Origin of the sequence: Amycolatopsis rubida, assembly GCF_900115345.1 — a bacterium.
In the GTDB taxonomy this organism is placed as follows: domain Bacteria; phylum Actinomycetota; class Actinomycetes; order Mycobacteriales; family Pseudonocardiaceae; genus Amycolatopsis; species Amycolatopsis rubida.
In genome coordinates this window covers 239,512-261,719 of record NZ_FOWC01000005.1, presented here as the reverse complement: position 1 = coordinate 261,719, position 22,208 = coordinate 239,512, and the positions used below count along the sequence as shown (strand labels likewise).

Genomic DNA, 22,208 nt, shown 5'->3' with positions numbered 1-22,208 from the left:
AGTGCGGAAGAGGAAAAACGGGGCAGCGGGATGGAGGTCGCGGTCGTGTCCGGCCTGTCCGGCGCGGGCCGCTCCACGGCGGCCAAATGCCTGGAGGACCTCGGCTGGTTCGTGGTCGACAACCTGCCGCCGGAGCTGATCGCCACCATGGTCGAGCTCGGCGCGCAGGCGCGGGGGGCGATCACGAAGGTGGCGGTGGTGATGGACGTGCGTTCCCGCGCGTTCACCGACGACCTGGCCTCGGTCATCAAGGACCTGGACGCGCGCGGGTACAAGCCGCGCGTGCTGTTCCTGGAGGCTACCGACGCGGTGCTGGTGCGCCGCTTCGAATCGGTCCGCCGCGGCCACCCGATGCAGGGCGACGGCAGGCTCGCCGACGGCATCACCGCCGAGCGCAAGCTGCTTTCGCCGCTGCGCGAGGAGGCCGACCTGGTGCTCGACACGTCCGCGCTGTCGGTGCACGACCTGCGCGCGAAGATCGAGGACGCGTTCGGTTCCGAGGCCAGCACGCAGACCCGTGTCACCGTGCTGTCCTTCGGCTACAAGTACGGTTTGCCGATGGACGCCGACCTGGTGATGGACGTGCGGTTCCTGCCGAACCCGTTCTGGATCCCGGAGCTGCGCGAGCACACCGGCCTCGACGGCGAGGTGCGCAATTACGTGCTGTCGCAGGAAGGCGCCGAGGAATTCCTCGACCGCTACCACCAGCTGCTGCGGCTCATCGGCGCGGGCTACAAGCGCGAGGGCAAGCGGTACCTGACGCTCGCGGTCGGCTGCACCGGCGGCAAGCACCGCAGCGTCGCGATCTCCGAGGAACTCGCCCAGCGACTGTCCAATGAGGACGGCATGGCAGTAAAGGTGGTGCACCGGGATCTTGGCCGGGAGTGACGTGCGCGCGGTGGCGCTGGGCGGAGGACACGGGCTTCATGCGACGCTGACCGCGCTCCGGCGGATCACCCGCGCCGTCACGGCGGTGGTGACGGTGGCCGACGACGGCGGGTCGTCCGGCAGGCTGCGCCGCGAATTGGGGCTGCTGCCGCCGGGCGACCTGCGCCAGGCCTTCGCCGCCTTCGCCGCCGAGGACGGCGGGCGGCTGTGGGCGGAGGTGTTCCAGCACCGTTTCGGCGGCGACGGCGCGCTCGCCGGGCACGCGGTCGGCAACCTGCTGCTCGCCGGGCTGTTCGAGGTGCTCGGCGACCCGGTGGCCGCGCTCGACGAGGCGAGCGGGCTGATGGGCATCTCCGGCCGGGTGCTGCCGATGTCGCCGGAGCCGCTGGAGATCGAGGGCGAGGTCAGCGGCCTGGACAGCGAGGACCCGGACGCGATCCGGCGCATCCGCGGCCAGGTCGCGGTCGCCAGCACGCCCGGCCAGGTGCACCGCATCACGCTGCACCCGGCCGGACGCCAGGAACGCCCGCCGCGCGGCTGCGCGGAGGCGATCGAGGCGGTGCTGGAGGCGGACGTCGTGTTCCTCGGCCCCGGCTCGTGGTTCACCAGCGTGCTGCCGCACGTGCTGGTCCCGGATCTGCACGACGCGCTCGTGCGCACGACGGCGACGAAGGTCGTCGTGCTGAATCTTGTCCCCCAACCGGGGGAAACCGGCGGATTCTCCCCGGAGCGGCATCTGGACGTACTCTTCGAGCACGCGCCCGCGCTGCGGGTCGACGCCGTCGTCGCGGACCGTGATTCCGTCCCTGACCCGGCAAGCCTGCGCCGCGCGGCCGAACGCCTCGGAGCCAGGGCCTGCCTGGGGGCGGTGGCCGACCCGGTCGTGGCGGGACGGCATGATCCTGGTGCGCTCGCCCAGTGCATGCGAGAGGCACTCGGCCTCGGCGGGGAGCACTGTGGGTGACGGCGGGCGCGCAGCGAAAGGCAGGAGGGGCAGTACATGGCGATGACCGCCGCGGTGAAAGACGAACTGAGCCGGCTCGAGATCACGAAGATCGGGCCGCGCCGGGCGGAGGTCGCGTCGCTGCTTCGCTTCGCGGGCGGGCTGCACATCGTGGCCGGCCGGGTGGTGGTCGAAGCGGAGCTGGACACGGGATCGGTCGCGCGGCGGCTGCGCAAGGAGATCCACGAGCTGTACGGACATCATTCGGACGTGCACGTGATCACCGCGAGCGGCGGCCTGCGCAAGGGGACGCGGTACGTCGTGCGCGTGGTGAAGGACGGCGAAGGCCTGGCGCGCCAGACTGGCTTGATCGACCAGCGCGGCCGCCCCGTGCGAGGCCTGCCCGCCGCCGTGGTGTCCGGCGGAGTGGCCGACGCCGAAGCAGCCTGGCGCGGCGCCTTCCTGGCCCACGGCTCGCTGACCGAACCGGGCCGCTCGTCCTCCCTGGAAGTGACCTGCCCCGGCCCGGAAGCGGCCTTGGCCCTGGTCGGCGCGGCCCGGCGGATGGGCATCCAGGCGAAGTCCCGGGAGGTACGGGGCGCGGACCGGGTCGTAGTCCGAGACGGTGACGCCATCGGTGCCCTGCTGACCCGTCTGGGCGCGCACACGAGCGTGCTGCAGTGGGAAGAACGCCGGATGCGCCGCGAAGTGCGGGCGACCGCCAACCGCCTCGCCAACTTCGACGACGCGAACCTGCGCCGCTCGGCCCGCGCCGCCGTCGCCGCCGCCGCCCGGGTGGAACGCGCCTTGGAGATCCTGGGCGACACCGCCCCGGACCACCTGCTCGCCGCCGGCCGCCTGCGCTTGTCGAACCGCCAGGCGTCGCTTGAGGAACTGGGCCAGCTGTCCGACCCGCAGATGACGAAAGACGCAGTGGCCGGGCGGATCCGGCGTTTGCTCGCGATGGCGGACAAGCGGGCGAAGGAGCTGAGCATCCCGGACACCGAATCGGCGGTCACCCCGGAAATGCTGGAAGAAGAAGCCTGACGCGGCTGTCGGCGGGGTTCTGGCCAGGGTATTGCTGAGCCCCGCCGCGGTGATGTGCGGGAGAGGCGGCCGGCCTGTCCCGGTCTGCGGCGTCCTCAGCGGGCAGCCCGCTTCGCCCGGTCGCGGCGACCTGCGCGAGAAGGGGCGGCTTGCGCGGGAAGGGGCGGCTTGCGCGGGAAGGGGCGGCTTGCGCGGGAAGGGGCGGCTTGCGCGGGAAGGGGCGGCTTGCGTGGGAAGGGCGGCCTGCGCGGGGAAGGGCGGCCTGCGCGGGGAAGGGCGGCCTGCCTCATGCCTTCGCGGTGGATTGCCAGTCGGCCGCTGGGCCAGCGGTCTCGCAGGGGCATGGCCGAGCGGTGGCGGGAGTCTCGTGAGTGTTCGTGCCGGTTCTAACCGGTATGCACACTCACGACGATTCAGGTTGCCAGGCGGAGCGCTGCAGCTCACCGGTCCGCCGGGACCAGCTGCGGCGGCTGAGCGGGAGAAGCGCCCGCCGAGACGCCAACTGCGAGGCTGGGCGAGGAGTCGCGTTCAGCGGTGGCGGGAGTCTCACGAGGGTGCGCCTGCCGAAGAACCCCGTCGCACTGGCCAAGCCCTGTGTCATCCCTTGCTCCGCGAACGTTCCGCTGCGTCTTCCGCAGTACCCACCGCTCCGCACTGCGTTTTCCGCGCCGCGCCGCGCTGTGTCCGCACCCCGCCAACCGACCCGCTCCCGGCTCCGGGCCTCGCCGTCAAAGACTTCGTCCACAGTGGACAAATCACCCCCGCCACACCGCCGCGTTCGCTACCGTAGGGGGCATGATCGATCTGCCGCTCTCCGCACTTGAACTCGCGCTGGTCGAGGCCGGGCAGTCGGCCACCGCGGCGCTCGAACCGCTCTCCGCGGTCGCGCGCAGGGTCGACGAACTCGGCTACCGCAGGCTCTGGTTTGCCGAGCATCACGGTTCCCCGGCCATCGCCAGTGCCTCCCCGCAGGTGCTCGCGGCGCACGCGGGCGCGGTGACGTCCCGGATCCGGGTCGGGTCCGGCGGGGTTCTCGCGCCGAATCACGCGCCGTTCGCGTTGGCTGAGCAGTTCGGCACCTTGTCCGCGCTCAACGGCGGCCGGGTCGATCTCGGCGTGGGCCGCGGGCCTGGCGCGCTCGATCCGGACATCATCCGGGCGTTGCGCCGCGGAGCCGAGCCGGCCCAGGAAGCCGACTATCACGCGGACGTCGACGAGCTTCTGAAGTATCTCGGCAGTGACAAGGTGCTCCCGGGCGGAGTGACCGTGCCGGAGCCGTGGCTGCTCAGTTCCAGCCCGGCGGGCGCGGAGGTGGCGGCCGAGCGCGGGTTGCCGATCGCGTTCGCGCATCACATCCGGCCGGACAACACCGCGCCCTCGCTGGAGCGTTACCGGGAGAAGTTCCAGCCGTCGAAGTGGCGTTCCACGCCGTACGTGCTGTTGTGCGTCGAGACGATCTGCGCGGACACCGAGGCTGAGGCCGAGTATCTGTCCGGCCCGATGAACGTCCTCAAATCCCACCTGCTCACCGGCAGCGGGGGAGACCAGCCGATGCTCACGCCGGAAGAGGCAGCCGGGTACGAGTTCGCGCCGGAGATGGCACCGCAGCTCGAACACTTCCGCGCGGCGCAGGCATACGGGGAGCGGGAGCAGGTCCAAGCGCGGCTCGCGGAGTTGGCGAAGCAAACCGGCGCGGACGAAATCATGATCACGGTCCCCGTCTTCGACGCGAAGGCGCGCATCCGCTGCTACGAACTGGTGAAAGAATAAGGTGCGGCAGGGGTGACCGGCGCCGCTCCGGTCACCCCCGCCGCGGCTTTATCCGGCGAGCGCCGCGCCGGGGAACTTGAGCTGCACCACCACGTTGTCGATGGTGTCCGGCGTGCCGCCGAGCTTGTCGTTGTTCGTCGAGGTCACCCAGAGGTGCCCGTCCGGCGTCTTGGTCACCGAGCGCAGCCGGCCCCAGCGGCCGGAGAACACCGCTGACACGGTGCCGATGCTGTCGCCCTTGATCTGCGTCGCGAACAACTGCTTGCCGGTCACCGCCGCGACGTAGATCCAGTCGTTCACGATTTCGATGCCCGACGGCCCGGCCTGCGAGGTCGGCCACGTCTTCTTCGGCGCGATCGTCCCCTTGCAGTCGCCGATCGTGCCCTCGCAGGCCGACCAGCCGTAGTTGCCGCCCTTCTGGATCAGGTTCAGCTCGTCCTGGCTGCTTTCGCCGAACTCCGACGACCACAGCCGCCCGTGCGAATCCCAGGCGAGCCCCTGCGGGTTGCGGTGCCCGTAGCTCCAGACGTAGCGCGCGTTGCCGCCGGTGGCGTAGAACGGGTTGTCGCTCGGCGCGGAACCGTCCGGGTTGAGCCGCAGGATCTTGCCGTTGAGCGAGCTCTTGTTCTGCGCGTTGGCCTTGACCTTCGCGTCGCCGACGGTGGCGTACAGCTTCCCGTCCGGGCCGAACGCGATCCGGCCGCCGTTGTGGTACTGGTTCTTCGACATGCCGGTCAGCACCGGCGTGGTGGTCTTCGACAGCGTGGTGCCGTCGTAGGTGACCTTCACGACCCGGTTGTCGCTGGACGACGTGTGGTACAGGTACACCGCGTGGTCGGTGTTCCACCGCGGCGAAATCGCCAGCCCGAGCAGCCCGCCCTCGCCGTTCGTGGTGACTACGCCGGGGATCTTGCCGAGTGTTTTCTTCTTGCCGTCCGGGGTGATCTGCAGCAGTTCGAACCGGTCTCGCTCGGTTGCCAGGGCGTTGCCGTTCGGCAGGAATCCGACCGCCCAGCCGAGGTCGACCTTCGCGATGTCCTTGTCGTACGACGGGATTCCGCCGCCGGTACCGCTGTCGCTGGCGGTCTTCGCGGTGACCGAGTTGCTCGCCGCGGAGGCGTTTCCGTTGGGGTCACGCGCCTTCACGGTGAACGTGTAGGACGTGTTCGGCTTGAGGTCGGTGACTGTCGCCGAAGTCTGCGACGTGGTCGAGACGACGGTGCCGCCCTGGTACACGTCGTAGCCCGCGATCGAGCCGCTGTCGTCGGTGGAAGGCTTCCAGGACAGCGAAATACTGTCCGAGGTGCTGCCGGTCGCCTTGAGCGAACCGGGCACGCTCGGCGGGGTTTTGTCGTCGCTGGGCGGGGTCTTCACACCGACGACGTTGCTCGGCTGGGACGGGTTTCCCGCCGCGTCGTAGGCGATCACCGAGATGTCGTACGACGTGTTCGGCGTCAGCTGGTCGACGGTCGCCGAGGTGGTCTTGCCGTCCACGACCTTCAGCGTGTTGCCGCCTCGGTTGATCTCGTACCGCGTGACGCCGACGTTGTCCGTCGCCGCTTCCCAGCGGAAATCGGCCGCGGTGGGCCGGATGTTCGACGCCTGGAAGTTCTTCGGCGGCGTCGGCGGCTCGGTGTCGGACGGGGCGGAGAAGCTGTCGGTGAGCTTGTCGGTGTTGGGCCCGCCGTTCGCGGACGCCGACACGGTGCGCACGTGGTTGATGCCCGCGGTGAGCTGCACGGTCGCAGTGACGGTCTTCCACGTCGTCCAGGAACCGGTGCCAGGGAAGGAAACCGTGCCCTTGTCGCCGCCGTCGACCACGAGCTTCATCGGCCGGTCGTCGGCGGTTCCGTTGGCATAGCGGAAAGTCAGCGTGTGCGTGCCGGCCTGGGCCGCGTTGACCGAGTAGTCGGCGTAGCTGCCGACGAGGTTGCCGAAGTCCACGAATCCCTTGCCGGAGTAGCCGGAGTGGTTCGTGGCGATCTTGGCCGCCGACAGCGTCGCGTCCTCGGACTCGTAATCCCCGGTCGCCGCGGTCGCGGTCACGGGGGTCAGCAGTGCGCAGCCGAGCGCGGTGCCGGCGAACAGCGCGCTCAACGTCGAGCGTCGTGCCACGGGGGCCTCCTGCTTGAGGGGGATCGGGGCGGCGGCGGGAGGAACGTCTTCGTTAGGAAAGTTTCCTATTTATTGGGACAGATCACACACCCTCGGCAGGTGCGGTGTCAATAGTGCGATCGCGGCATTACGCTCCGCAGCCCGGCACAGCCCGGCACAGCCCGGCACAGCCCGGCACAGCCCGGCACAGCCCGGCACAGCCCGGCACAGCCCGGCACAGCCCGGCACAGCCCGGCACAGCCGCGGAGCGCGCGCCGGAAGAACCGGCGGGTCAGAAGCCGGCGATGTCCGCCCGCGCGATCACCTTCGTGATCCTCGCCCGGACGAGGGATTCTTCGGGAACGGCGTTGCGCTCGCCGTAGGCCGGGCCGTTCTCCTCGCCCATGTACCGCGTGCCGAGCCGGGTCGCCCACTCCAGCATTTCGCCGAGGTCGTGGTGCAGCTCCGCCTCGGCGGTGAACTGGACGTACGAGAACGGCGGCCGCTGGTCGTCCACGGCGAGCGAGATTCGCGCGTCGCGGCGCAGGGCCTTGCCTTTGAGCGTGTCCGTGCCGGTGGTGAAGATCAGTTCGTCGCCGCCGGGCCCCTCGTTCAGCAGGAACCACACCGGCGTGACGACCGGGGCTCCGCTGGCCCGCACGATCCCCAGCATCCCGGTCCGCGTGCCCTCGCTCGCGAACTTCCACCACTCCGCCCTGCTCATCTCCCGCATGCCGCCCACGCTAGCCGTCCGCGTGTGCGGGCGCCCGGGCAGGCCGACTAGCCTGACCTGCTGTGCGATACGACGAGATGGGTGCGGCCGGGCTCGCCGACGAGGGGTTGACCCGTCGGCTGAAGGCGCTCGCCTGCACCGCGCCGTTGCACGACCTCGACGCGCGCAAGGCGAAGCTCGACTGGGCCGACGCCACGGTGTACCAGATGGCCGAGATCGCGCTGCACACGATCGACCAGGTCACCATCGCGATGGACTTCGACACCGGGGCGGGCCACGACCAGGTCATCGACCGGCTGCTGCCGTTCATCTCGCTGCAGGCGCCCTCACGGATGCCGGACGAGCACGTGCGCGTCGCCAAATGGGTGCTGGACAACCTGATCAACGTCGGCACCACCGACCGCGGCTTCCGGCGCGTGTACGGCTCGCTCGGCCCCGGCGGCTACCAGCGCCGTCAGTTCGACTTCAAACTCCTGGTCGAGCTGGCCGCTCCCGACGGCGAGGTGTACCTGCGCGCCACCGACGAGGCGATCAACGTGCTGGTCGGCGCGCTGGACACGGACGTCGAGTCGGCGCAGATCGCCGCCGAGGTGAAGCTGGAGAACCTGATCAACCGCGGCCGCCTCGCCGACGCGAAGCTCGCCGCGGAACAGGCGCGCTACCGCACCGTGCAGTACGGCGAGACGCTGCGCGCGAAGCTCGACGCGACCCGCCGCGACGTGCGTGCGGTCGACTGGGAGAGCGAGGTGCCGGAGCTGATCGAGTCGGCGCTCGGGCACATCGAGTCCCGGTTCCGCGCCGAGAACGCGATCCTGAAGAACATCACCACCGCGCGCGACGAGTCCGAGGATGCCGACCACAAGCGCCGCGCGGCCGAGCTGGTCGACATCGTCGCCGACTGCATCCGGCGGCACACCCGGCTCCAGTCGCGGCTGGCCGACGCCGGGGCGGTCTTCCGCGCCGAACAGGACCGCCAGCAGTTCTCCGGACCGCCGCAGCGGGCCACGATCGACCTGTTCGGCCAGCTCCTGATGCCGACGCTCGGCCTGCCGCTCGCCGACGCCACCGCGCCCGCCGAGCACTTCTTCCACGCCGTCGCGGGAATCACGACGCCGGTCGTGCCGTCGTTGTCCTCGCTGGTGTCGCTGCTGCTGCGGCCCGCCCCGGAACGCGACCAGCTGGTCGGCGAGGTGCCGGAACCGGAGCTGGTGCCCGCCGAGGTGACCGACCGGTTCGGGGACGACGTGTGGCGGCTCGCCGACGAACTGCTCGACCTGCCCGACGTGCCGCGCCGGCTGTCCGGGCTATTGGAGGACGCGCGCCGCTCCGGGCAGCCGAACCTGGCGTCCCTGGTCGCGCTGCGTGCGCTGCACGCTTACAGTCCCGAGGTCGGCGCGGCGCGCCGGCAGGGGGAACGCCACGTGCTGCTCGCCGTCGACGACGGCACCCTGCTCGACGACCCGGACTTCGGCGGGGCCGATCTGCTGCTGTCCACCGCTGAGGTCGAACGAGCTGACGACGAGACCGAGGAGGTCGCCTGATGCCCGTGACGCACACGAGCGTCGACGCCGAGGCCGCCGCGCGCCTCGTCGCGTTCGGGATGCGCCCGAAGCAGCTGCCCGCGCGCGACGTCGTGTACGGCGAGCTGGTGCGCCGTTACGGCGAGGACAACGCGTTCAAGGCGCTCACCCACGCGGTCGCGTCCGGGCTCGGGCTGATGGTCCTGGAGGTGACGCAGCAGGCCGGGTGCGTGCTGGCGGCCACCGACGAGTCCGTCTTCGAGATCAAGATGGACAGCTACGCCCGGCAGGCCAAGATCCGCGAGCGGCGCGAAACGGAAAAGGTGCTGCACGGCCTGATTCACCTCGCGACGGCCGCGCTCGGCTACCCGCGGCCGGACGACCTGGCCAATGACACTTACATCGGCCGGGTGAGCGTCGAGCAGGTCGACGCGATGGTCCGCGAGGCGGCGCGCGTGCTCGACGAGCGGGCGCAGCTGGCGGAGGCGAACAACGACCCGCTGGCGGACGCGCCAGAGCTGGAGCAGGCGTGGCGCGCGTATGCCCGTCGCCCGGCGGCTGCGGCGACGAAGGACGGCCGGATGGCGGCCGACACCACGCGCGGCATGGTGTCGCGGGCGCTGCGATTCCTTGCCGACCAAGGTTTTTTGGTGCCGGTGAGCGACGAGCAGGGCGGCACTTACCGGACGACGCCGCGGTATCAGATCCAGGTGCGCGAGCTGGCCGCGGACGCCGCGTTCGACGATCTGCTCGCGCTCGATGTGGTTGCGGTCGCCGGCGCCGGGGGCACGCTGCGCGCGGCCGCCTCGGACACGCTGTCGTGAGGGCGAGCTGCTCGGACCGGATGGCGCGGTCCGCCGTGGATCAGGCTCGGTAGAGGGGAAACGGATGTACGAGCTTTCGCGGGTCCGCCTGCATTCGGTGGGCCCGGCGGGCGCCCGGTACCAGGACGTGGTGCTGGACTTCAGCGGCGTCGGGGCCACGATCACCGCGCCGAAGCAGGACGCGCTGTTCTCCGCGGGCATCCACGCCGGCGGCCCGGTGCGCCGCCCGTCGCCGGCGAGTGTGCTGTTCCTGGAGAACGGCGGCGGCAAGTCCGTGCTGATCAAGCTGATCTTCTCGGTGATGCTGCCCGGGCGGCGCCAGGTCGTCGGCACCACGAGCACGAAGGTGCTGGAGAAGTTCGTGACGGCCAAGGACGTCGCGCACGTGGTGCTGGAGTGGCTGCACGTCGAGACCGGCCAGCGGGTGATCACCGGCAAGGTGTCGGAGTGGCGCGGGCACGTGACGTCCGCGGACTCGGAGAACCTGGTCGACTCCTGGTACTGTTTCCGCCCGACCGCCGACGTCGCCCTCGATTCGCTGCCGCTGACCGAGGACGGCAGGCTGCTCACCATGTCCGGGTTCCACGACCGGATCGCGGGCGCGGCGATGGCCGAACCGGAGCTGGAGCTGTTCTGGACGCGCCGGCACCACGAGTGGACCGGGCGGCTCGACCAGCTCGGCCTCGACACCGAGCTGTTCCGCTACCAGCGCGCGATGAACGCGGGCGAGGGCGAGGCGGCCGACGCGTTCCAGTTCTCCACCGACGAGGCGTTCGTGGAGTTCCTGCTGCGCGCGGTGCTGTCGGAGGACGAGCCGAAGGACCTCGCCGAGGTCGTGTCCACGTACGCGAACAACCTCGCGCAGCGCGGCGATCTGATGGCGGAGAAGGAATTCGTCGAGGGCGCGCTGGAACTGCTCGGTCCGCTGGCCGAGGAGGAAGGCGTGGCCGCGGCGTCGCGCCGGATCGCCGAATCGGCACGCGAGGATCTCGGCGAGCTGGCCGGGCGCATCCACGCGCGCAACGAGCTGGAGAACGCGCGGCTGTCGGGGCTGGACGAGCACGTCGAGGAAGTGCGGAGCGCGGAAAAGCTCGCCGAGGGCGACCATCGGCGGCTGACCGCGGGCGTCACCGAGCTGCGCCGGCTGGTCGCGGTGCTGCGGCTGGAAGAAGCGCAGATCGAACGCGAGCGCGTCGACGGCGAGCTGGCCGAGGCGAAGACGCAAGCGGAATCGTGGCGCGAAACCGCGACCGTGCTGAACCGGCTGAACGCTGCGCGCAAGGCGAAAGACCTGCGCGAGCTGGTCGGAAACCGCGAGGAGAAGGCGAAGCCGGCGTTGGCCGCGCGGGACGCGGCGGCGGTCGCGTTGGGGCGCGGTTTGCTTTCGCTGGCGCGGGATGCGCAGCGCCAGGCGGACAAAGCCGAGGCGCACGCGGACGCGTTGCGCGCCGAAGCGGAGAAGGCGCAGACCGAGCGGGACGAGGCGGCGAACCTGGCGGCTGGCCGCCGGGCTGAGGCGCGCGGACTGTCGTCGCGGATTGCCGAGCTGCGCGAGGAAATCTCTGAATCCGTCCGGAGCGGGCTGCTGACCTCCGGGGCGGATGTCGCGGAAGCGGCCCGGTCCGCGCGGGCGGAAGCCGAGGCCACGGCGGCGGAATCCGTTCGCCGGGAACAGGAACTCGACCGGGTCGGCGAGGATCTGCAAGCGGCGCAGCGTTCGGTGAACGAGGCGCACCAGCTAGCCGGGTCCACTCAGGACCGTCTCGTCCGGGCAGCCGAAGACCTCGAACGCGCGCACCGGCGGACCGACGCGCTGGCCGCCGAACCGCGGTTGATGGAGCTGCTCGGCGCGGACGACGTCAAGCCGGAGAGCGATCTTCCGGTGCTGCTGCAGCGTTTGCGGGACGCGAGCGCGACGGTGGAGAAGGAACAGACCGCGCTGCGGATGGAGGAGTCGGCCGACGAACGGGCGCTGGCCGCACTCGGGTCGGGCGGACTGCTGCCGCCGCCGGAGGATGTCCAGGCCGCGCTGGACGCGTTGGAGCAGGCCGGGATCACCGCGTGGTCGGGATGGCGTTATCTGTCCAAACTGGACTCGGTGCGGCGCGGCGAAGTGCTGGAGCGGATGCCGCAGCTCGTCGCTGGCGTGCTGCTGAACGACGCGGCGCAGGTGAAGCGGGCACGCGAAGTGCTGGCGGCTTCCCGGCTGTTGCCGAGCGCGGTGATCGCGGTCGGAACCACGGATGCGTTCCACCAGGACGGTCCGGCCGCGGCGGGCGTCGAGTTCCTCGTGCCGCCGAACCCGGCGATGTACGACGAGGAAGCCGCCGACACCGAGCGGGAAGCCGTGGCGCAGCGGCACGCTGAACGGCAGCGTCGGCTGGAACAGCTGTCGGAGTCGCTGGCGGCCGACGGCGCGTTGACCTGGAAGCTCACCACCTGGCGCGAGGACTATCCGGCCGGTGCCATCGGGACGCTCGCTGAGCAGGCCGAAAGCGCGCGCGTCGCACGGGAGACCGCGCAGGCCGCGCTCGCGCAGGCCGAGGCGGAATTCGCCCGGTTGAGCGAAAAAATCACCGCCCTGCGGGAGCGAGTTCCCGCGTTGCGCACCGCTTCAGCGGAAGCCGAGGAGAAGGCGCGTCGGCTCGGCGAGCTGTCCACTAGGGCCGCGCGCGTCGCGGAGTGGACCGAAGAAGTCGAGCGGGCGACGGAAATCGCGGAACGCGCGGAGACCTCGGCGGCCGAAGCGTCGTCCCGGGCAGCGCGGTTGCGCGAGCAGTCGGCGGAGGAGCAGCGGACTGCTGACGGACACCGTCGCACGGTCACCACCGCACGGTCGGAGCTGGCCGAGGTGCCGGGCGCGGCCGAGCTGCCGGAGGACGTCGAAGCGCCTTCGGAACCGGTGGACGCATTGCGGCGCACCTTCGTGTCGGCTTCCGAGTCGTACGCGAAGGTCGAGGTCGGCAGCGATCTCCGGGCCGAGCTGGAGCAGGCGGAATCCGCCGAGGCGGCAGCTTCGTCGGCGTTGGAGTCGCTGGACGAAGAGGTCCGGGCGCGCGCAGCGGCGTTGCTTGAGACGCCGGACGGTTCGGACGCTTCCACGCGGGCGGCGGCATTGGCGCGGGCGCGGCGAGCCGTCGACGCGCTGGAGGAAGAACGCACCGAGGCGATCGGGCAGGTGTCGACGCGTCGAGCCGAGCTGGACGTGCTGCCGTTGCAGACCGGCGTCGCTCCTCCGGCCGAGCGACCGCGCGACATCGAACACGGCCTTGAACTGATCGACGCGGCTTCGCTGGAAGTGTCCACGGCGGCCCGCAAGTGGGAAGAGCTGCAGGAACGCCGGGCGGCAGCGGAAGCGACGCTGGAGGCGGGCAAGGCTTCGGCTTCGGGATTCGGGCTGCTGTCGGAATCGTTGGCGCACTTGCGTTCCGAGGAACCCGCGGACGCCTACGACGGCGATGTCGAGTCCGCGCGGACCCGGTACAACCAGCTCAACACCGTCCTGAACGACGCGCAGTCGGCGGCCGACTCCGGCGACCGGCGAGTGCGCGCGGCGGCGGACCAGCTGGCGCAGTACGCGACCGAGAAACGGTTCGAGAAGCTCAGCACGCCGGTGCGGCAGCAGGTGATTTCCGTGAAGCGAGACCAGCTTCCCGCGCACGCGGCGGAATGGGGCGAGGCGCTGCGGCCCCGGCTGCGGACGCTCGCCGACGACCTCGCGCAGATCGACCGGCACCGCGGCGGCATCATCACGCGGTTGCAGGGGATGGTCGAAGGCGCGTTGCGCACCCTGCGGTCGGCGCAGCGGGTGTCGCGGCTGCCGGACGGGCTCGGCGACTGGTCCGGCCAGGAATTCCTGCGGATCCGGTTCACCGAGCTGGAAGACCATGTGCTGGCGGAAAAACTGGGCGAGGTCGTCGACGAGGCGGCCGCGGGCAAGACCGCCGACGGCCGCGACGTGAAGCGCGACGGGCTGTCGCTGGTGCTGCGCGGGGTGCACGTCGCCGCGCCCAAGGGGTACCGGGTCGACATGCTCAAGCCGGACTCCGTGCTGCGCACCGAACGCCAGCGGGTGTCGGAAATCCGCGACGTGTTCTCCGGCGGCCAGCAGCTGACCGCGGCGATCATCCTGTACTGCACGCTCGCCGCGCTCCGGGCCAACAACCGGGGGAAGGCACGGAACCGGCATTCGGGCGTGCTGTTCCTGGACAATCCGATCGGCCGGGCGTCCGCCGGGTATCTGCTGGAACTGCAGCGGGCCGTGGCGGAGGCGCTGGGCGTGCAGCTGATCTACACGACGGGCCTGTTCGACGCGGGCGCGCTGGCGGAATTCCCGCTGATCGTGCGGCTGCGCAACGACGCGGACCTGCGGGCCGGGCGGAAGTACCTGTCGGTGGACGCGACGATCCGGAATTCCCTCGACGACCTCGGGGATCCGGACGGGGTGGCGCGGCTTTCGGCGACGCGGATGTTCAGCCGCGGTGCTTCTTCTCCGTCGGTGGATTCGGCATCGGCGGAAGAGGAACAACCGGCCTGACGGCTGGCGCGCGGTCTGCCCGGACGGCACACCGCGCGCCGGACCCCGTCAGCCGACGGGCACGTACGCCAGCCCGTGGCCGCCTGCCGCCCCGGCCGCCTCGGTGTCCAATGTGGTCACCAGGGTGCGGGTCTCAAGATCGATGACCTCCACCTCGGTCGCCGCCGCCCCGGACACGAACGCGAGCCGGCCGTCCGGATCGGTCAGGATGGCCAGCGGGAACTCCGTCCGCAGCTCCCTCGACCAGAGGAGTTCGTGGCTGGTCGCCGAAAACGCCAGCAACCGCCCGCCCAGCTCGGCGGCCAGCACCTCGCCGGACGTCGGGCAATGGATCGGCAGCACCGGGCGTTCCGTCGGCAGCAGGGTTTCGAGCGACCCGGTGACCGCGTCGAACACGCGGATCCCGGGCGCCGCGCGGACCGGCTCGGTTCCGTTCTCCAGGTACGGAGCCGCGACATAGAGCCGCTTGCCGTCCCGGGAAACCGCCAGCCCCTCGCTGCCCGGCACAGAGACCTTTTCGACCTCGCCACTGTCAAGGTCCACAAAGGACACGAACGGCGCTTCCTTGTTGGTCACGAACCCGCGCCGCCCGTCCGGGCTGATCGCGACCCAATGCGGCCCCGGCGCGCCGGCCGCGAGATGCCGGACCGGCCGCCGCGTCGCGGTGTCGACGACCACCAGGCCGCCCTCGCTTCCCGGACCGGCCTCGACGGTCGCGTACAGCAGCCCGCGCACCGGATCGATCGCCAGACCGTGCGGCGCGTGATCCGGCGAGAGATCGACGACCTCCAGGACCTCGCGCGAATCCGGATCGATCGCGGTCAGCTCGGTCGCTCGTTCGCCGTGGCTGTGGTAGGCGCCGCGGCGGTACGCGCTCGCGGTCCAGACGAGGCGGTGGACCGGGTCGAAGCAGAGGTCGTGCGGCTGAGCGGGCACTTCGACGGTGCCGAGATGCTTCCCGGACCCGACGTCGAAGAAGGCGACCGCCGGCCCCTTCGCTCCCGCGACCGCGAGGATCGCTTCTCGCATGGGTGTTCTTCCTTTCGTTCGGCTACCTGATCCACTCTGGGCGGCCGCGGATTGCGCGTCGATGCAAGAATCGGCACGGAATTCTTCCGCTGAACGCAAACCTTTCGGGGCGGCCATGGACCTGAACCTCTTGCGCGTGCTGGACGTCCTGCTCCAGGAAGGCAGCGTGACGCGCGCAGCGGCCAGACTGGGCAGCTCGCCCGCCGCGGTGAGCCGCACCCTCGCCAAACTGCGCCGCGCCGCCGGCGACCCGCTGCTGGTGCGTGCGGGTCAAGGCCTGGTCCCGACCCCGCGCGCCCTGGAGTTGAAGGACGAAGTCGCCGCACTGGTGCACCGGGCCGACCGCCTCCTCGGCCCGGGCCCCGGCTTCACTCCTTCCGACCTCCGCCGCACCTTCACCGTCCAAGCCGCCGACCTGGTGGTGAGCGGCCTGGCTGGTTCGTTGACCGCCCGCATCCGCGCCGAAGCCCCGCACGTCGAGGTCATCTTCGTCCCGGAGTCCACGGAGGACAGCGGGGCTTTGCGCGACGGCCGGGTAGACCTCGAAATCGGCGCCGCCGGTCATCACGACCCGGAAACCCGCACGGAGCCGTTGGTGCACTCGACCGTGCTGGGCATTGCGCGGCAAGGGAATCCGCTCTTCTCCGCGCCGATCGATCCGGCCGGCTTCGCCGCCGCTGAGCACATCGGCGTCTCCCGCCGAGGCAAGCAGCAAGGCCCGATCGACGCCGCCCTGGCTCAGCTGGGCTTGCGCCGCCGGGTCGCCGCGGTCGTCCCCGGCCACCCGAGCGCCCTGATCCTGGCGAGCGAAAGCGACCTGGTCACCATCGGCATCGCAGGCTGGCTGGATCCGTTCCTGACCGCTCTGGACCTGCGAACCTTCCCCGTCCCGCTCGACCTGCCGCCCGTCGAACTCGGCCTGGCCTGGCACCCCCGGACCGCCGCCGATCCGGCTCAGCGCTGGTTCCGGAACCGCGTGCGCACCGCCATGCTCGCCTGTTCTGGCCGCTGACCAGCGCAGAGGCGTTTTCTGTCGGACCTTGCTGGTAGGAATCGAGTCGTGAAGATGACCCTCGCCCAACGCCGGGCCCGCCTCGGCGTACGCCACCACCTAGCGGCTCGGGCGACGACCGTCGAGGAAGCAGTCGACGGCGTCGTCGCGCTGCACGCCACCGATCCCGCTTCGGTGTACCTGTCCGCCTGGTCGCGCGTGCGCGACGTCTCGGTCGCCGACGTCGAGGACGCGCTGTACTCCCGGCGCACCCTGCTGCGCGTCCTCGGCATGCGGCGCACCGTTTTCGTCACCGACATCGCCACTGCCGGTTCGGTGCAAGCCGCGTGCTCGTACGACGTCGCCGCCCGGCAACGGCGCCTGCTGGAAAAGCAGCTGGGCACCCTGGGGCATCCGGAGAATGTCCCGCGTCCCGGCGCATGGCTGGACGAGGTCATGGCGAGCGTCGAAAAAGCCTTGCGCGCCAGGGGATCGGCGACCGCGCAGCAGCTGGCGGACGACGAACCGCGCCTGCGGCAGCAACTGCTGATGGCGAAGGGAAAACCGTACGAGTCGATCGGCAACGTCACCAGCCGGGTGCTGTTCCAGCTGGCCGCCGAGGGACACATCGTGCGAGGGCGTCCGCGGGGGAGCTGGCAGAGCACGCAGTACCACTGGTCTCCGCTGACCGATTGGCTGGCGGGGGCGGTTGTCCCTGACTCTGGCCGTGGGGCCGAGGCCGGTGCTGGTGCCGGCTCTGGCTGTGGGGCCGAAGCTGGTCCAGGCTCTGGCTTTGGGGTCGAAGCTGGTGCTGGTCCCGGCTCTGGAGTCGAAACCGGTGCTGGCCCCGGCGCTGGCCGTGGATCCGGTACCAGCGCTGGGTCCGGCCTCTCCGACCCCGTCCCCGCCGACTGGCCAGGCCTCTCCGAAGCCGAAGCCCGAGCCGCACTGGCCCGGCGATGGCTGCACGCCTTCGGCCCCGCACCGGTCGCCGACCTCCGCTGGTGGACCGGCTGGACGGCAGGCCAGACGAAAAAGGCCCTGGCCGCCGTCGCCCCCGCCGAGGTCGACCTGGACGGCGAACCGGCGATCGTCCTGCCCGGCGACCTGGCCCCGGTCGCCGCCCCCGGCCCGTGGATCGCGCTGCTCCCGGCCCTCGACCCGACCGCGATGGGCTGGCAGTCCCGGGACTGGTACGTCGGCCCGCACCGCCCGGCCCTGTTCGACCGCAGCGGCAACATCGGCCCGACGGTCTGGAGCGACGGCCGGATCGTCGGAGCCTGGTGCCACCGCCCGTCGGGAGAAGTCGCGGTCCGCCTGCTGGAGGACATCGGCGCGGACAAGACCGCCGCGGTGGACGCCGAGGCCGCCCGGCTGGGCGAATGGCTGGGGGAGGCGCGAGTGGTGCCGAAGTTCCGGACCCCGGCGGAGAAGGAGCTGGCTGGATGACGCTGCGCGCTGTGCGGAGCTGGATAACGCGGCGCACTGTGCCGAACTGAATGACGCTGCGCACTGTGCCGAACCGAACTGTGCCGGACTGACCGCACGCTCCGCGCGCGAGAGGCGGTGGCGGAACAGGGGAGAGCCGGACGACCCCGGCGGCCCGCCCACCGCGCGACCAGGCTGCCCAGCTCTCGGGACGCCTGGCAGCCGGTCCTGCCGGACACCCGCACCGCGCGGTTGCCAAGTCGTTGGAGAGAGCGCGGAACGAAGCGTTTCCTCAAGCACGCTCCGCGAGGTCCGGCGGATGGGCCACGACAGCCCAAATCGCCCGAGGCGGCCCGGACCGGCACAGCGGGGAACGCGGCGGCCGGGTCGAGCGCGCGGTGTGACGGCCGGGTCGAGCGCGCGGTGCGATTCGGGGGAGTCCGGCCGCGAATCGCACCGAGGTTCGCGCGACGGGCCTCGTGCCGAGTTCCCGCCGTGCCGGTCCCGTTGAGCTCGCCCAGCCGTGCTTGTCCCGCACGCGAAGCATGCTCCTGCTGTGCCGGTCCGTTGAGCTCGCCCTGCCGTGCTTGTCCTGCACGCGGAGCGTGTTTGCTGTGCTGGTGCCGAGTTCGGCTGCCGTGTTGCTGTGCGGGTCTTGCCGAGTGCGGTCGTCGTGCTGCTGTCGTGCTCCTCGCGCACGCGAAGCATGCTCCTGCTGTGCTGCTCCTGCTGTGCTGCTCCTGCCAGGTTGTCCTAGCCCCCGCTGTGCCGGTCCCGACGAGCCCGGCGTCCTGACCCCCGGCTGTCCCGCTCCTGCCGAGCCTGCCCCGGGCCTCCGCCGTCCCGGTCTCGTCGAACCCGTCCGCCGCACCCCTCCTCCGCCCGCACCTCGCGCCGCCCCTCGCCGCCCCGGCGAAACCGTCCCGGCGAAACCGTCCCGGCGAAACTGGCCCGGCGAAACCGTCCCGGCGAAACCTGCCCGGCGAAACTGGCCCGACAGCGTGAACCGGGGCACCAAGACCGATCAAGCCACTGGTCCGCTCCCGCCCCCTGGCCCCGAGGGAGCGCTCGCCCCGTTTGCGCCCCTCACCCGGCTGAGCTGGGTTCTTAATCGATTCTTGACGTCTCCCGGCAGTGGTGGAAGTCTCGTCAGGGCAGTCCGGGGCAACGGGGCCCGCACGCTAGGGTTGCAGCGATTCGCAGAAGTCGCGGAAGCCGCCCGGGGCGGGCGCCCCGGGGAACTTCCGCAGTGACCAACTTCAGCGGCCGGCGGCCGGCGCGCCGTCGCCGTGATCAACACCAGAGGAGTGGCAGCAGTGACCGTTCGCGTAGGTGTCAACGGCTTCGGCCGGATCGGCCGCAACTTCTTCCGTGCCGTGAAGGCGAGCGGTCACGACATCGAGGTCGTCGCGTTCAACGACCTCGGCGACGTCGCCACCATGGCCCACCTGCTCAAGTACGACTCGATCCTGGGCCGCTTCCCGGGCGAGGTCAGCGTCAGCGACGAGGGCATCGTCGTCGACGGCAAGACCATCAAGGCCCTCGCCGAGCGCGACCCGGCGAACCTGCCCTGGGGCGACCTCGGCGTGGACGTCGTCGTCGAGTCGACCGGCTTCTTCACCAACGCCGACGCCGCCAAGGCGCACATTGCCGGCGGCGCGAAGAAGGTCATCATCTCCGCGCCCGCCAAGGGCGAGGACCTGACCGTCGTCCTCGGCGTCAACGACGACAAGTACGACGGCTCGCAGACGATCATCTCGAACGCGTCCTGCACCACCAACTGCCTCGGCCCGCTGGCCAAGGTCCTCAACGACGCCTTCGGCATCGAGCAGGGCCTGATGACCACGATCCACGCCTACACCCAGGACCAGAACCTCCAGGACGGCCCGCACAAGGACCTGCGCCGCGCCCGCGCCGCCGCGCTGAACGTCGTCCCGGCCTCCACCGGCGCGGCCAAGGCGATCGGCCTCGTGCTGCCGGAGCTGCTCGGCAAGCTGGACGGCTACGCGCTGCGCGTCCCGGTCCCGACCGGCTCGGCCACCGACCTCACCGTCACCCTGAAGAAGTCCGCCACGGTCGAGGAGATCAACGCCGCCTACCAGGCCGCCGCCGAGGGCCCGCTGGCCGGCATCCTGAAGTACTCGGTCGACCCGATCGTGTCCTCGGACATCGTCACCGACCCGGCGTCCTGCATCTACGACTCGCCGCTCACCAAGGTGATCGGCGACCAGGTCAAGGTCGTCGGCTGGTACGACAACGAGTGGGGCTACTCCAACCGCCTCGCCGACCTGATCAAGCTCGTCGGCTCGAAGCTCTGAACCTGATGAGCGTCAAGAACCTCGACGACCTGCTGGGCGAGGGCGTTCAGGGCCGGTACGTGCTCGTGCGTTCCGACCTGAACGTCCCGCTCGACGGGTCGGCCATCACCGACGACGGCCGGGTCCGCGCCGCGCTGCCGACGATCAAGAAGCTCGCTGAGGCGGGCGCGAAGGTCGTCGTCGCCGCGCACCTCGGCCGCCCCAAGGGCGAGCCGGACCCGAAGTTCACGCTCGCGCCGGTCGCGAAGCGGCTCAGCGAGCTGCTCGGCACCGAGGTCTCGCTGGCCGGCGACCTCGTCGGCGAGTCGGCGAAGGCGCTGACCGCCGGACTGGCCGAGGGCAAGGTCGTCCTGCTGGAGAACGTCCGCTTTGACGCGCGCGAGACCAGCAAGGACGCTGTGGACCGCTCTGAGCTGGCGGCCGAGCTGGCCGCGCTGACGCCGGGCGGGGCGTTCGTGTCCGACGGCTTCGGCGTCGTGCACCGCAAGCAAGCCTCGGTCTACGAGATCGCCGCGGTGCTCCCGGCGTACGCGGGCGGCCTCGTGCTGGCCGAGCTGGACGTGCTGAAGAAGCTCACTGACGACGTCAAGCGGCCGTACGTGGTCGCGCTCGGCGGCTCGAAGGTGTCCGACAAGCTCGGCGTCATCGCGAACCTGCTCACCAAGGTCGACCGGCTGCTCATCGGCGGCGGCATGGCGTACACGTTCCTCAAGGCCAAGGGCTACGAGGTCGGCACGTCGCTGCTGCAGGAAGACCAGCTCGACCAGGTCAAGGGCTTCCTCGCCGAGGCGCAGAAGCGCGGCGTCGAACTGGTGCTGCCGGTCGACGTGCTCGCGGCCGAAGGCTTCGCCGCCGACGCGGCGCACGAGGCCGTCGATGTCACCGCCATCCCGGCCGACCGCATGGGCCTCGACATCGGCCCGCGCAGCGCCGAACTGTTCGCGCGGAAGCTCGCCGACGCGGCGACCGTCTTCTGGAACGGGCCGATGGGCGTCTTCGAATTCGAGGCGTTCGCGGGCGGCACCCGCGCGGTGGCCGAGGCGCTCGTGAACAGCGACGCGTTCACCGTGGTCGGCGGCGGCGATTCGGCCGCCGCGGTGCGGCAGCTGGGCCTGCCCGAGGACGGCTTCTCGCACATCTCCACCGGCGGCGGCGCCTCGCTGGAGTACCTGGAAGGCAAGGAGCTGCCCGGCGTGGCGGCGCTGGAGGGGAAGAACTAAGTGGCACGCAAGCCCCTGGTGGCAGGCAACTGGAAGATGAACCTCAACCACCTTGAGGCCATCGCCCTGGTGCAGAAGATCGCCTTCGCGCTGCCGGAGAAGTACTACGCGAAGGTGGACGTGGCCGTGCTGCCGCCGTTCACCGACATCCGCAGCGTGCAGACGCTCGTCGACGCCGACAAGCTCTCCCTCGCCTACGGCGCGCAGGACCTGTCGCCGCAGGACTCGGGCGCGTTCACCGGCGACATCTCCGGCCCGATGCTGGCGAAGCTGGGCTGCAGCTTCGTCACCGTCGGGCACTCGGAGCGGCGCGCGATCCACGGCGAGACCGACGAGCTGGTCAACAAGAAGGTCAAGGCCGCGCTCAAGCACGGCATCACGCCGATCCTGTGCGTGGGCGAGGAGCTCGCGGTCCGCGAAGCGGGCGAGCACCTCGCCCACACCCGGGACCAGCTGATCGAGGGCCTCAAGGGGCTCAAAACCGAGCAGGTGCAGGCCGTCGTGATCGCGTACGAGCCGGTGTGGGCCATCGGCACCGGCAAGGTCGCGACCGCCGCCGACGCCGAAGAGGTCTGCAAATCCCTGCGCGGGACGCTCTCGGAGAAGTACGGCGACGAGGTCGCCACCGCGGTCCGGGTGCTCTACGGCGGCTCGGTGAAGTCCGGGAACGTCTCCGAGCTGGTGGCCGCGGACAACATCGACGGTGCGCTGGTCGGCGGCGCGAGCCTCGACGGCGAGGAGTTCACCAAGCTCTGCGCGCTCGCCGCCGGTGGCCCGCTGCCCTGATCGTGGGCACTACCGGGTAGCCTGTGTGTTCGGTCCGTCACTAGAGCAGTGGACGAGTCCAGGGGTACGGTGAAGATCCG

General features: G+C 70.9%; 14 protein-coding genes and 1 pseudogene. 12 read left to right on the top strand and 3 right to left on the bottom strand.

Annotated elements, in window-relative coordinates; translation table 11 throughout:
* Nucleotides 1-30: 30 nt before the first annotated feature.
* The 4 genes from rapZ (at nt 31) to BM362_RS21655 (ending at nt 4,648) form a co-directional block, all read left to right on the top strand.
* The gene (rapZ, locus tag BM362_RS21670; RefSeq protein WP_020658140.1) at nt 31-888 is read left to right on the top strand and encodes an RNase adapter RapZ; all 858 of its coding nucleotides are present in this window, start codon (nt 31-33) and stop codon (nt 886-888) included.
* A gap of 1 nt (nt 889) precedes the next feature.
* On the top strand, nt 890-1,852 hold the full coding sequence (locus BM362_RS21665) for a gluconeogenesis factor YvcK family protein (protein WP_067579216.1): 963 nt from the start codon (nt 890-892) through the stop codon (nt 1,850-1,852).
* A gap of 36 nt (nt 1,853-1,888) precedes the next feature.
* Nucleotides 1,889-2,878 carry a DNA-binding protein WhiA gene (gene whiA / locus BM362_RS21660; RefSeq protein WP_093574335.1) on the top strand — a complete coding sequence of 330 codons (990 nt, stop codon included), beginning with the start codon at nt 1,889-1,891 and terminating at the stop codon, nt 2,876-2,878.
* 795 nt (nt 2,879-3,673) lie between these two features.
* A complete protein-coding gene (locus BM362_RS21655) occupies nt 3,674-4,648 on the top strand; it encodes an LLM class flavin-dependent oxidoreductase (RefSeq protein WP_093574334.1) in 975 nt (324 codons plus the stop codon).
* 51 nt (nt 4,649-4,699) lie between these two features.
* Here BM362_RS21655 and BM362_RS21650 read toward each other — a convergent pair.
* Together BM362_RS21650 and BM362_RS21645 are read right to left on the bottom strand one after the other, a co-directional pair.
* Nucleotides 4,700-6,745, bottom strand: a pseudogene (locus BM362_RS21650) (PQQ-dependent sugar dehydrogenase); the annotation flags it as partial.
* A 289-nt stretch (nt 6,746-7,034) separates the two neighbouring features.
* Complete coding sequence (locus tag BM362_RS21645) at nt 7,035-7,475, bottom strand: PPOX class F420-dependent oxidoreductase (protein ID WP_067579207.1); 441 nt, start codon at nt 7,473-7,475, stop codon at nt 7,035-7,037.
* 77 nt (nt 7,476-7,552) lie between these two features.
* Here BM362_RS21645 and BM362_RS21640 point away from each other — a divergent pair, with 77 nt between their 5' ends.
* The 3 genes from BM362_RS21640 (at nt 7,553) to BM362_RS21630 (ending at nt 14,356) form a co-directional block, all read left to right on the top strand.
* Entirely contained in the window at nt 7,553-9,016 is a 1,464-nt protein-coding gene (locus BM362_RS21640; RefSeq protein WP_093574332.1) for a hypothetical protein, read from the top strand.
* Complete coding sequence (locus BM362_RS21635; RefSeq protein ID WP_067579203.1) at nt 9,016-9,819, top strand: hypothetical protein; 804 nt, start codon at nt 9,016-9,018, stop codon at nt 9,817-9,819. The genes BM362_RS21640 and BM362_RS21635 overlap by 1 nt, the downstream gene beginning before the upstream one ends.
* Before the next feature lie 64 nt (nt 9,820-9,883).
* Nucleotides 9,884-14,356, top strand: a complete 4,473-nt coding sequence (locus BM362_RS21630; protein ID WP_093574331.1) for a coiled-coil domain-containing protein — start codon at nt 9,884-9,886, stop codon at nt 14,354-14,356.
* A 48-nt stretch (nt 14,357-14,404) separates the two neighbouring features.
* On the opposite strand, the gene BM362_RS21625 is transcribed toward BM362_RS21630, so the two are convergent.
* Entirely contained in the window at nt 14,405-15,385 is a 981-nt protein-coding gene (locus tag BM362_RS21625; protein ID WP_208865286.1) for a YncE family protein, read from the bottom strand.
* A 115-nt stretch (nt 15,386-15,500) separates the two neighbouring features.
* On the opposite strand from BM362_RS21625, the gene BM362_RS21620 reads away from it, so the two are divergent.
* The 5 genes from BM362_RS21620 to tpiA all read left to right on the top strand — a co-directional run bounded on the left by BM362_RS21620 (nt 15,501) and on the right by tpiA (nt 22,128).
* Nucleotides 15,501-16,397 (top strand): LysR family transcriptional regulator, encoded by an 897-nt coding sequence (locus BM362_RS21620; RefSeq protein WP_093574330.1) that lies wholly within the window; start codon nt 15,501-15,503, stop codon nt 16,395-16,397.
* Between the two features lie 54 nt (nt 16,398-16,451).
* On the top strand, nt 16,452-17,825 hold the full coding sequence (locus BM362_RS21615; RefSeq protein WP_208865285.1) for a winged helix DNA-binding domain-containing protein: 1,374 nt from the start codon (nt 16,452-16,454) through the stop codon (nt 17,823-17,825).
* Between the two features lie 1,295 nt (nt 17,826-19,120).
* Nucleotides 19,121-20,122, top strand: coding sequence for a type I glyceraldehyde-3-phosphate dehydrogenase (gap, locus tag BM362_RS21610; RefSeq protein ID WP_093574329.1), 1,002 nt, complete (start codon nt 19,121-19,123; stop codon nt 20,120-20,122).
* A 5-nt stretch (nt 20,123-20,127) separates the two neighbouring features.
* Entirely contained in the window at nt 20,128-21,342 is a 1,215-nt protein-coding gene (locus BM362_RS21605; RefSeq protein WP_093574328.1) for a phosphoglycerate kinase, read from the top strand.
* On the top strand, nt 21,343-22,128 hold the full coding sequence (gene tpiA, locus BM362_RS21600; RefSeq protein ID WP_067579193.1) for a triose-phosphate isomerase: 786 nt from the start codon (nt 21,343-21,345) through the stop codon (nt 22,126-22,128).
* Nucleotides 22,129-22,208 lie beyond the last annotated feature (80 nt).

Excerpts from the sequence above, each read along its gene's own strand:
- rapZ (WP_020658140.1), top strand. The coding sequence starts at position 31 with ATGGAGGTCGCGGTCGTGTCCGGCCTGTCCGGCGCGGGCCGCTCCACG.
- whiA (WP_093574335.1), top strand. The coding sequence starts at position 1,889 with ATGGCGATGACCGCCGCGGTGAAAGACGAACTGAGCCGGCTCGAGATC.
- BM362_RS21655 (WP_093574334.1), top strand. The coding sequence starts at position 3,674 with ATGATCGATCTGCCGCTCTCCGCACTTGAACTCGCGCTGGTCGAGGCC.
- BM362_RS21645 (WP_067579207.1), bottom strand. The coding sequence starts at position 7,475 with ATGCGGGAGATGAGCAGGGCGGAGTGGTGGAAGTTCGCGAGCGAGGGC.
- BM362_RS21640 (WP_093574332.1), top strand. The coding sequence starts at position 7,553 with ATGGGTGCGGCCGGGCTCGCCGACGAGGGGTTGACCCGTCGGCTGAAG.
- BM362_RS21635 (WP_067579203.1), top strand. The coding sequence starts at position 9,016 with ATGCCCGTGACGCACACGAGCGTCGACGCCGAGGCCGCCGCGCGCCTC.
- BM362_RS21630 (WP_093574331.1), top strand. The coding sequence starts at position 9,884 with ATGTACGAGCTTTCGCGGGTCCGCCTGCATTCGGTGGGCCCGGCGGGC.
- BM362_RS21625 (WP_208865286.1), bottom strand. The coding sequence starts at position 15,385 with ATGCGAGAAGCGATCCTCGCGGTCGCGGGAGCGAAGGGGCCGGCGGTC.
- BM362_RS21620 (WP_093574330.1), top strand. The coding sequence starts at position 15,501 with ATGGACCTGAACCTCTTGCGCGTGCTGGACGTCCTGCTCCAGGAAGGC.
- BM362_RS21615 (WP_208865285.1), top strand. The coding sequence starts at position 16,452 with ATGACCCTCGCCCAACGCCGGGCCCGCCTCGGCGTACGCCACCACCTA.
- BM362_RS21605 (WP_093574328.1), top strand. The coding sequence starts at position 20,128 with ATGAGCGTCAAGAACCTCGACGACCTGCTGGGCGAGGGCGTTCAGGGC.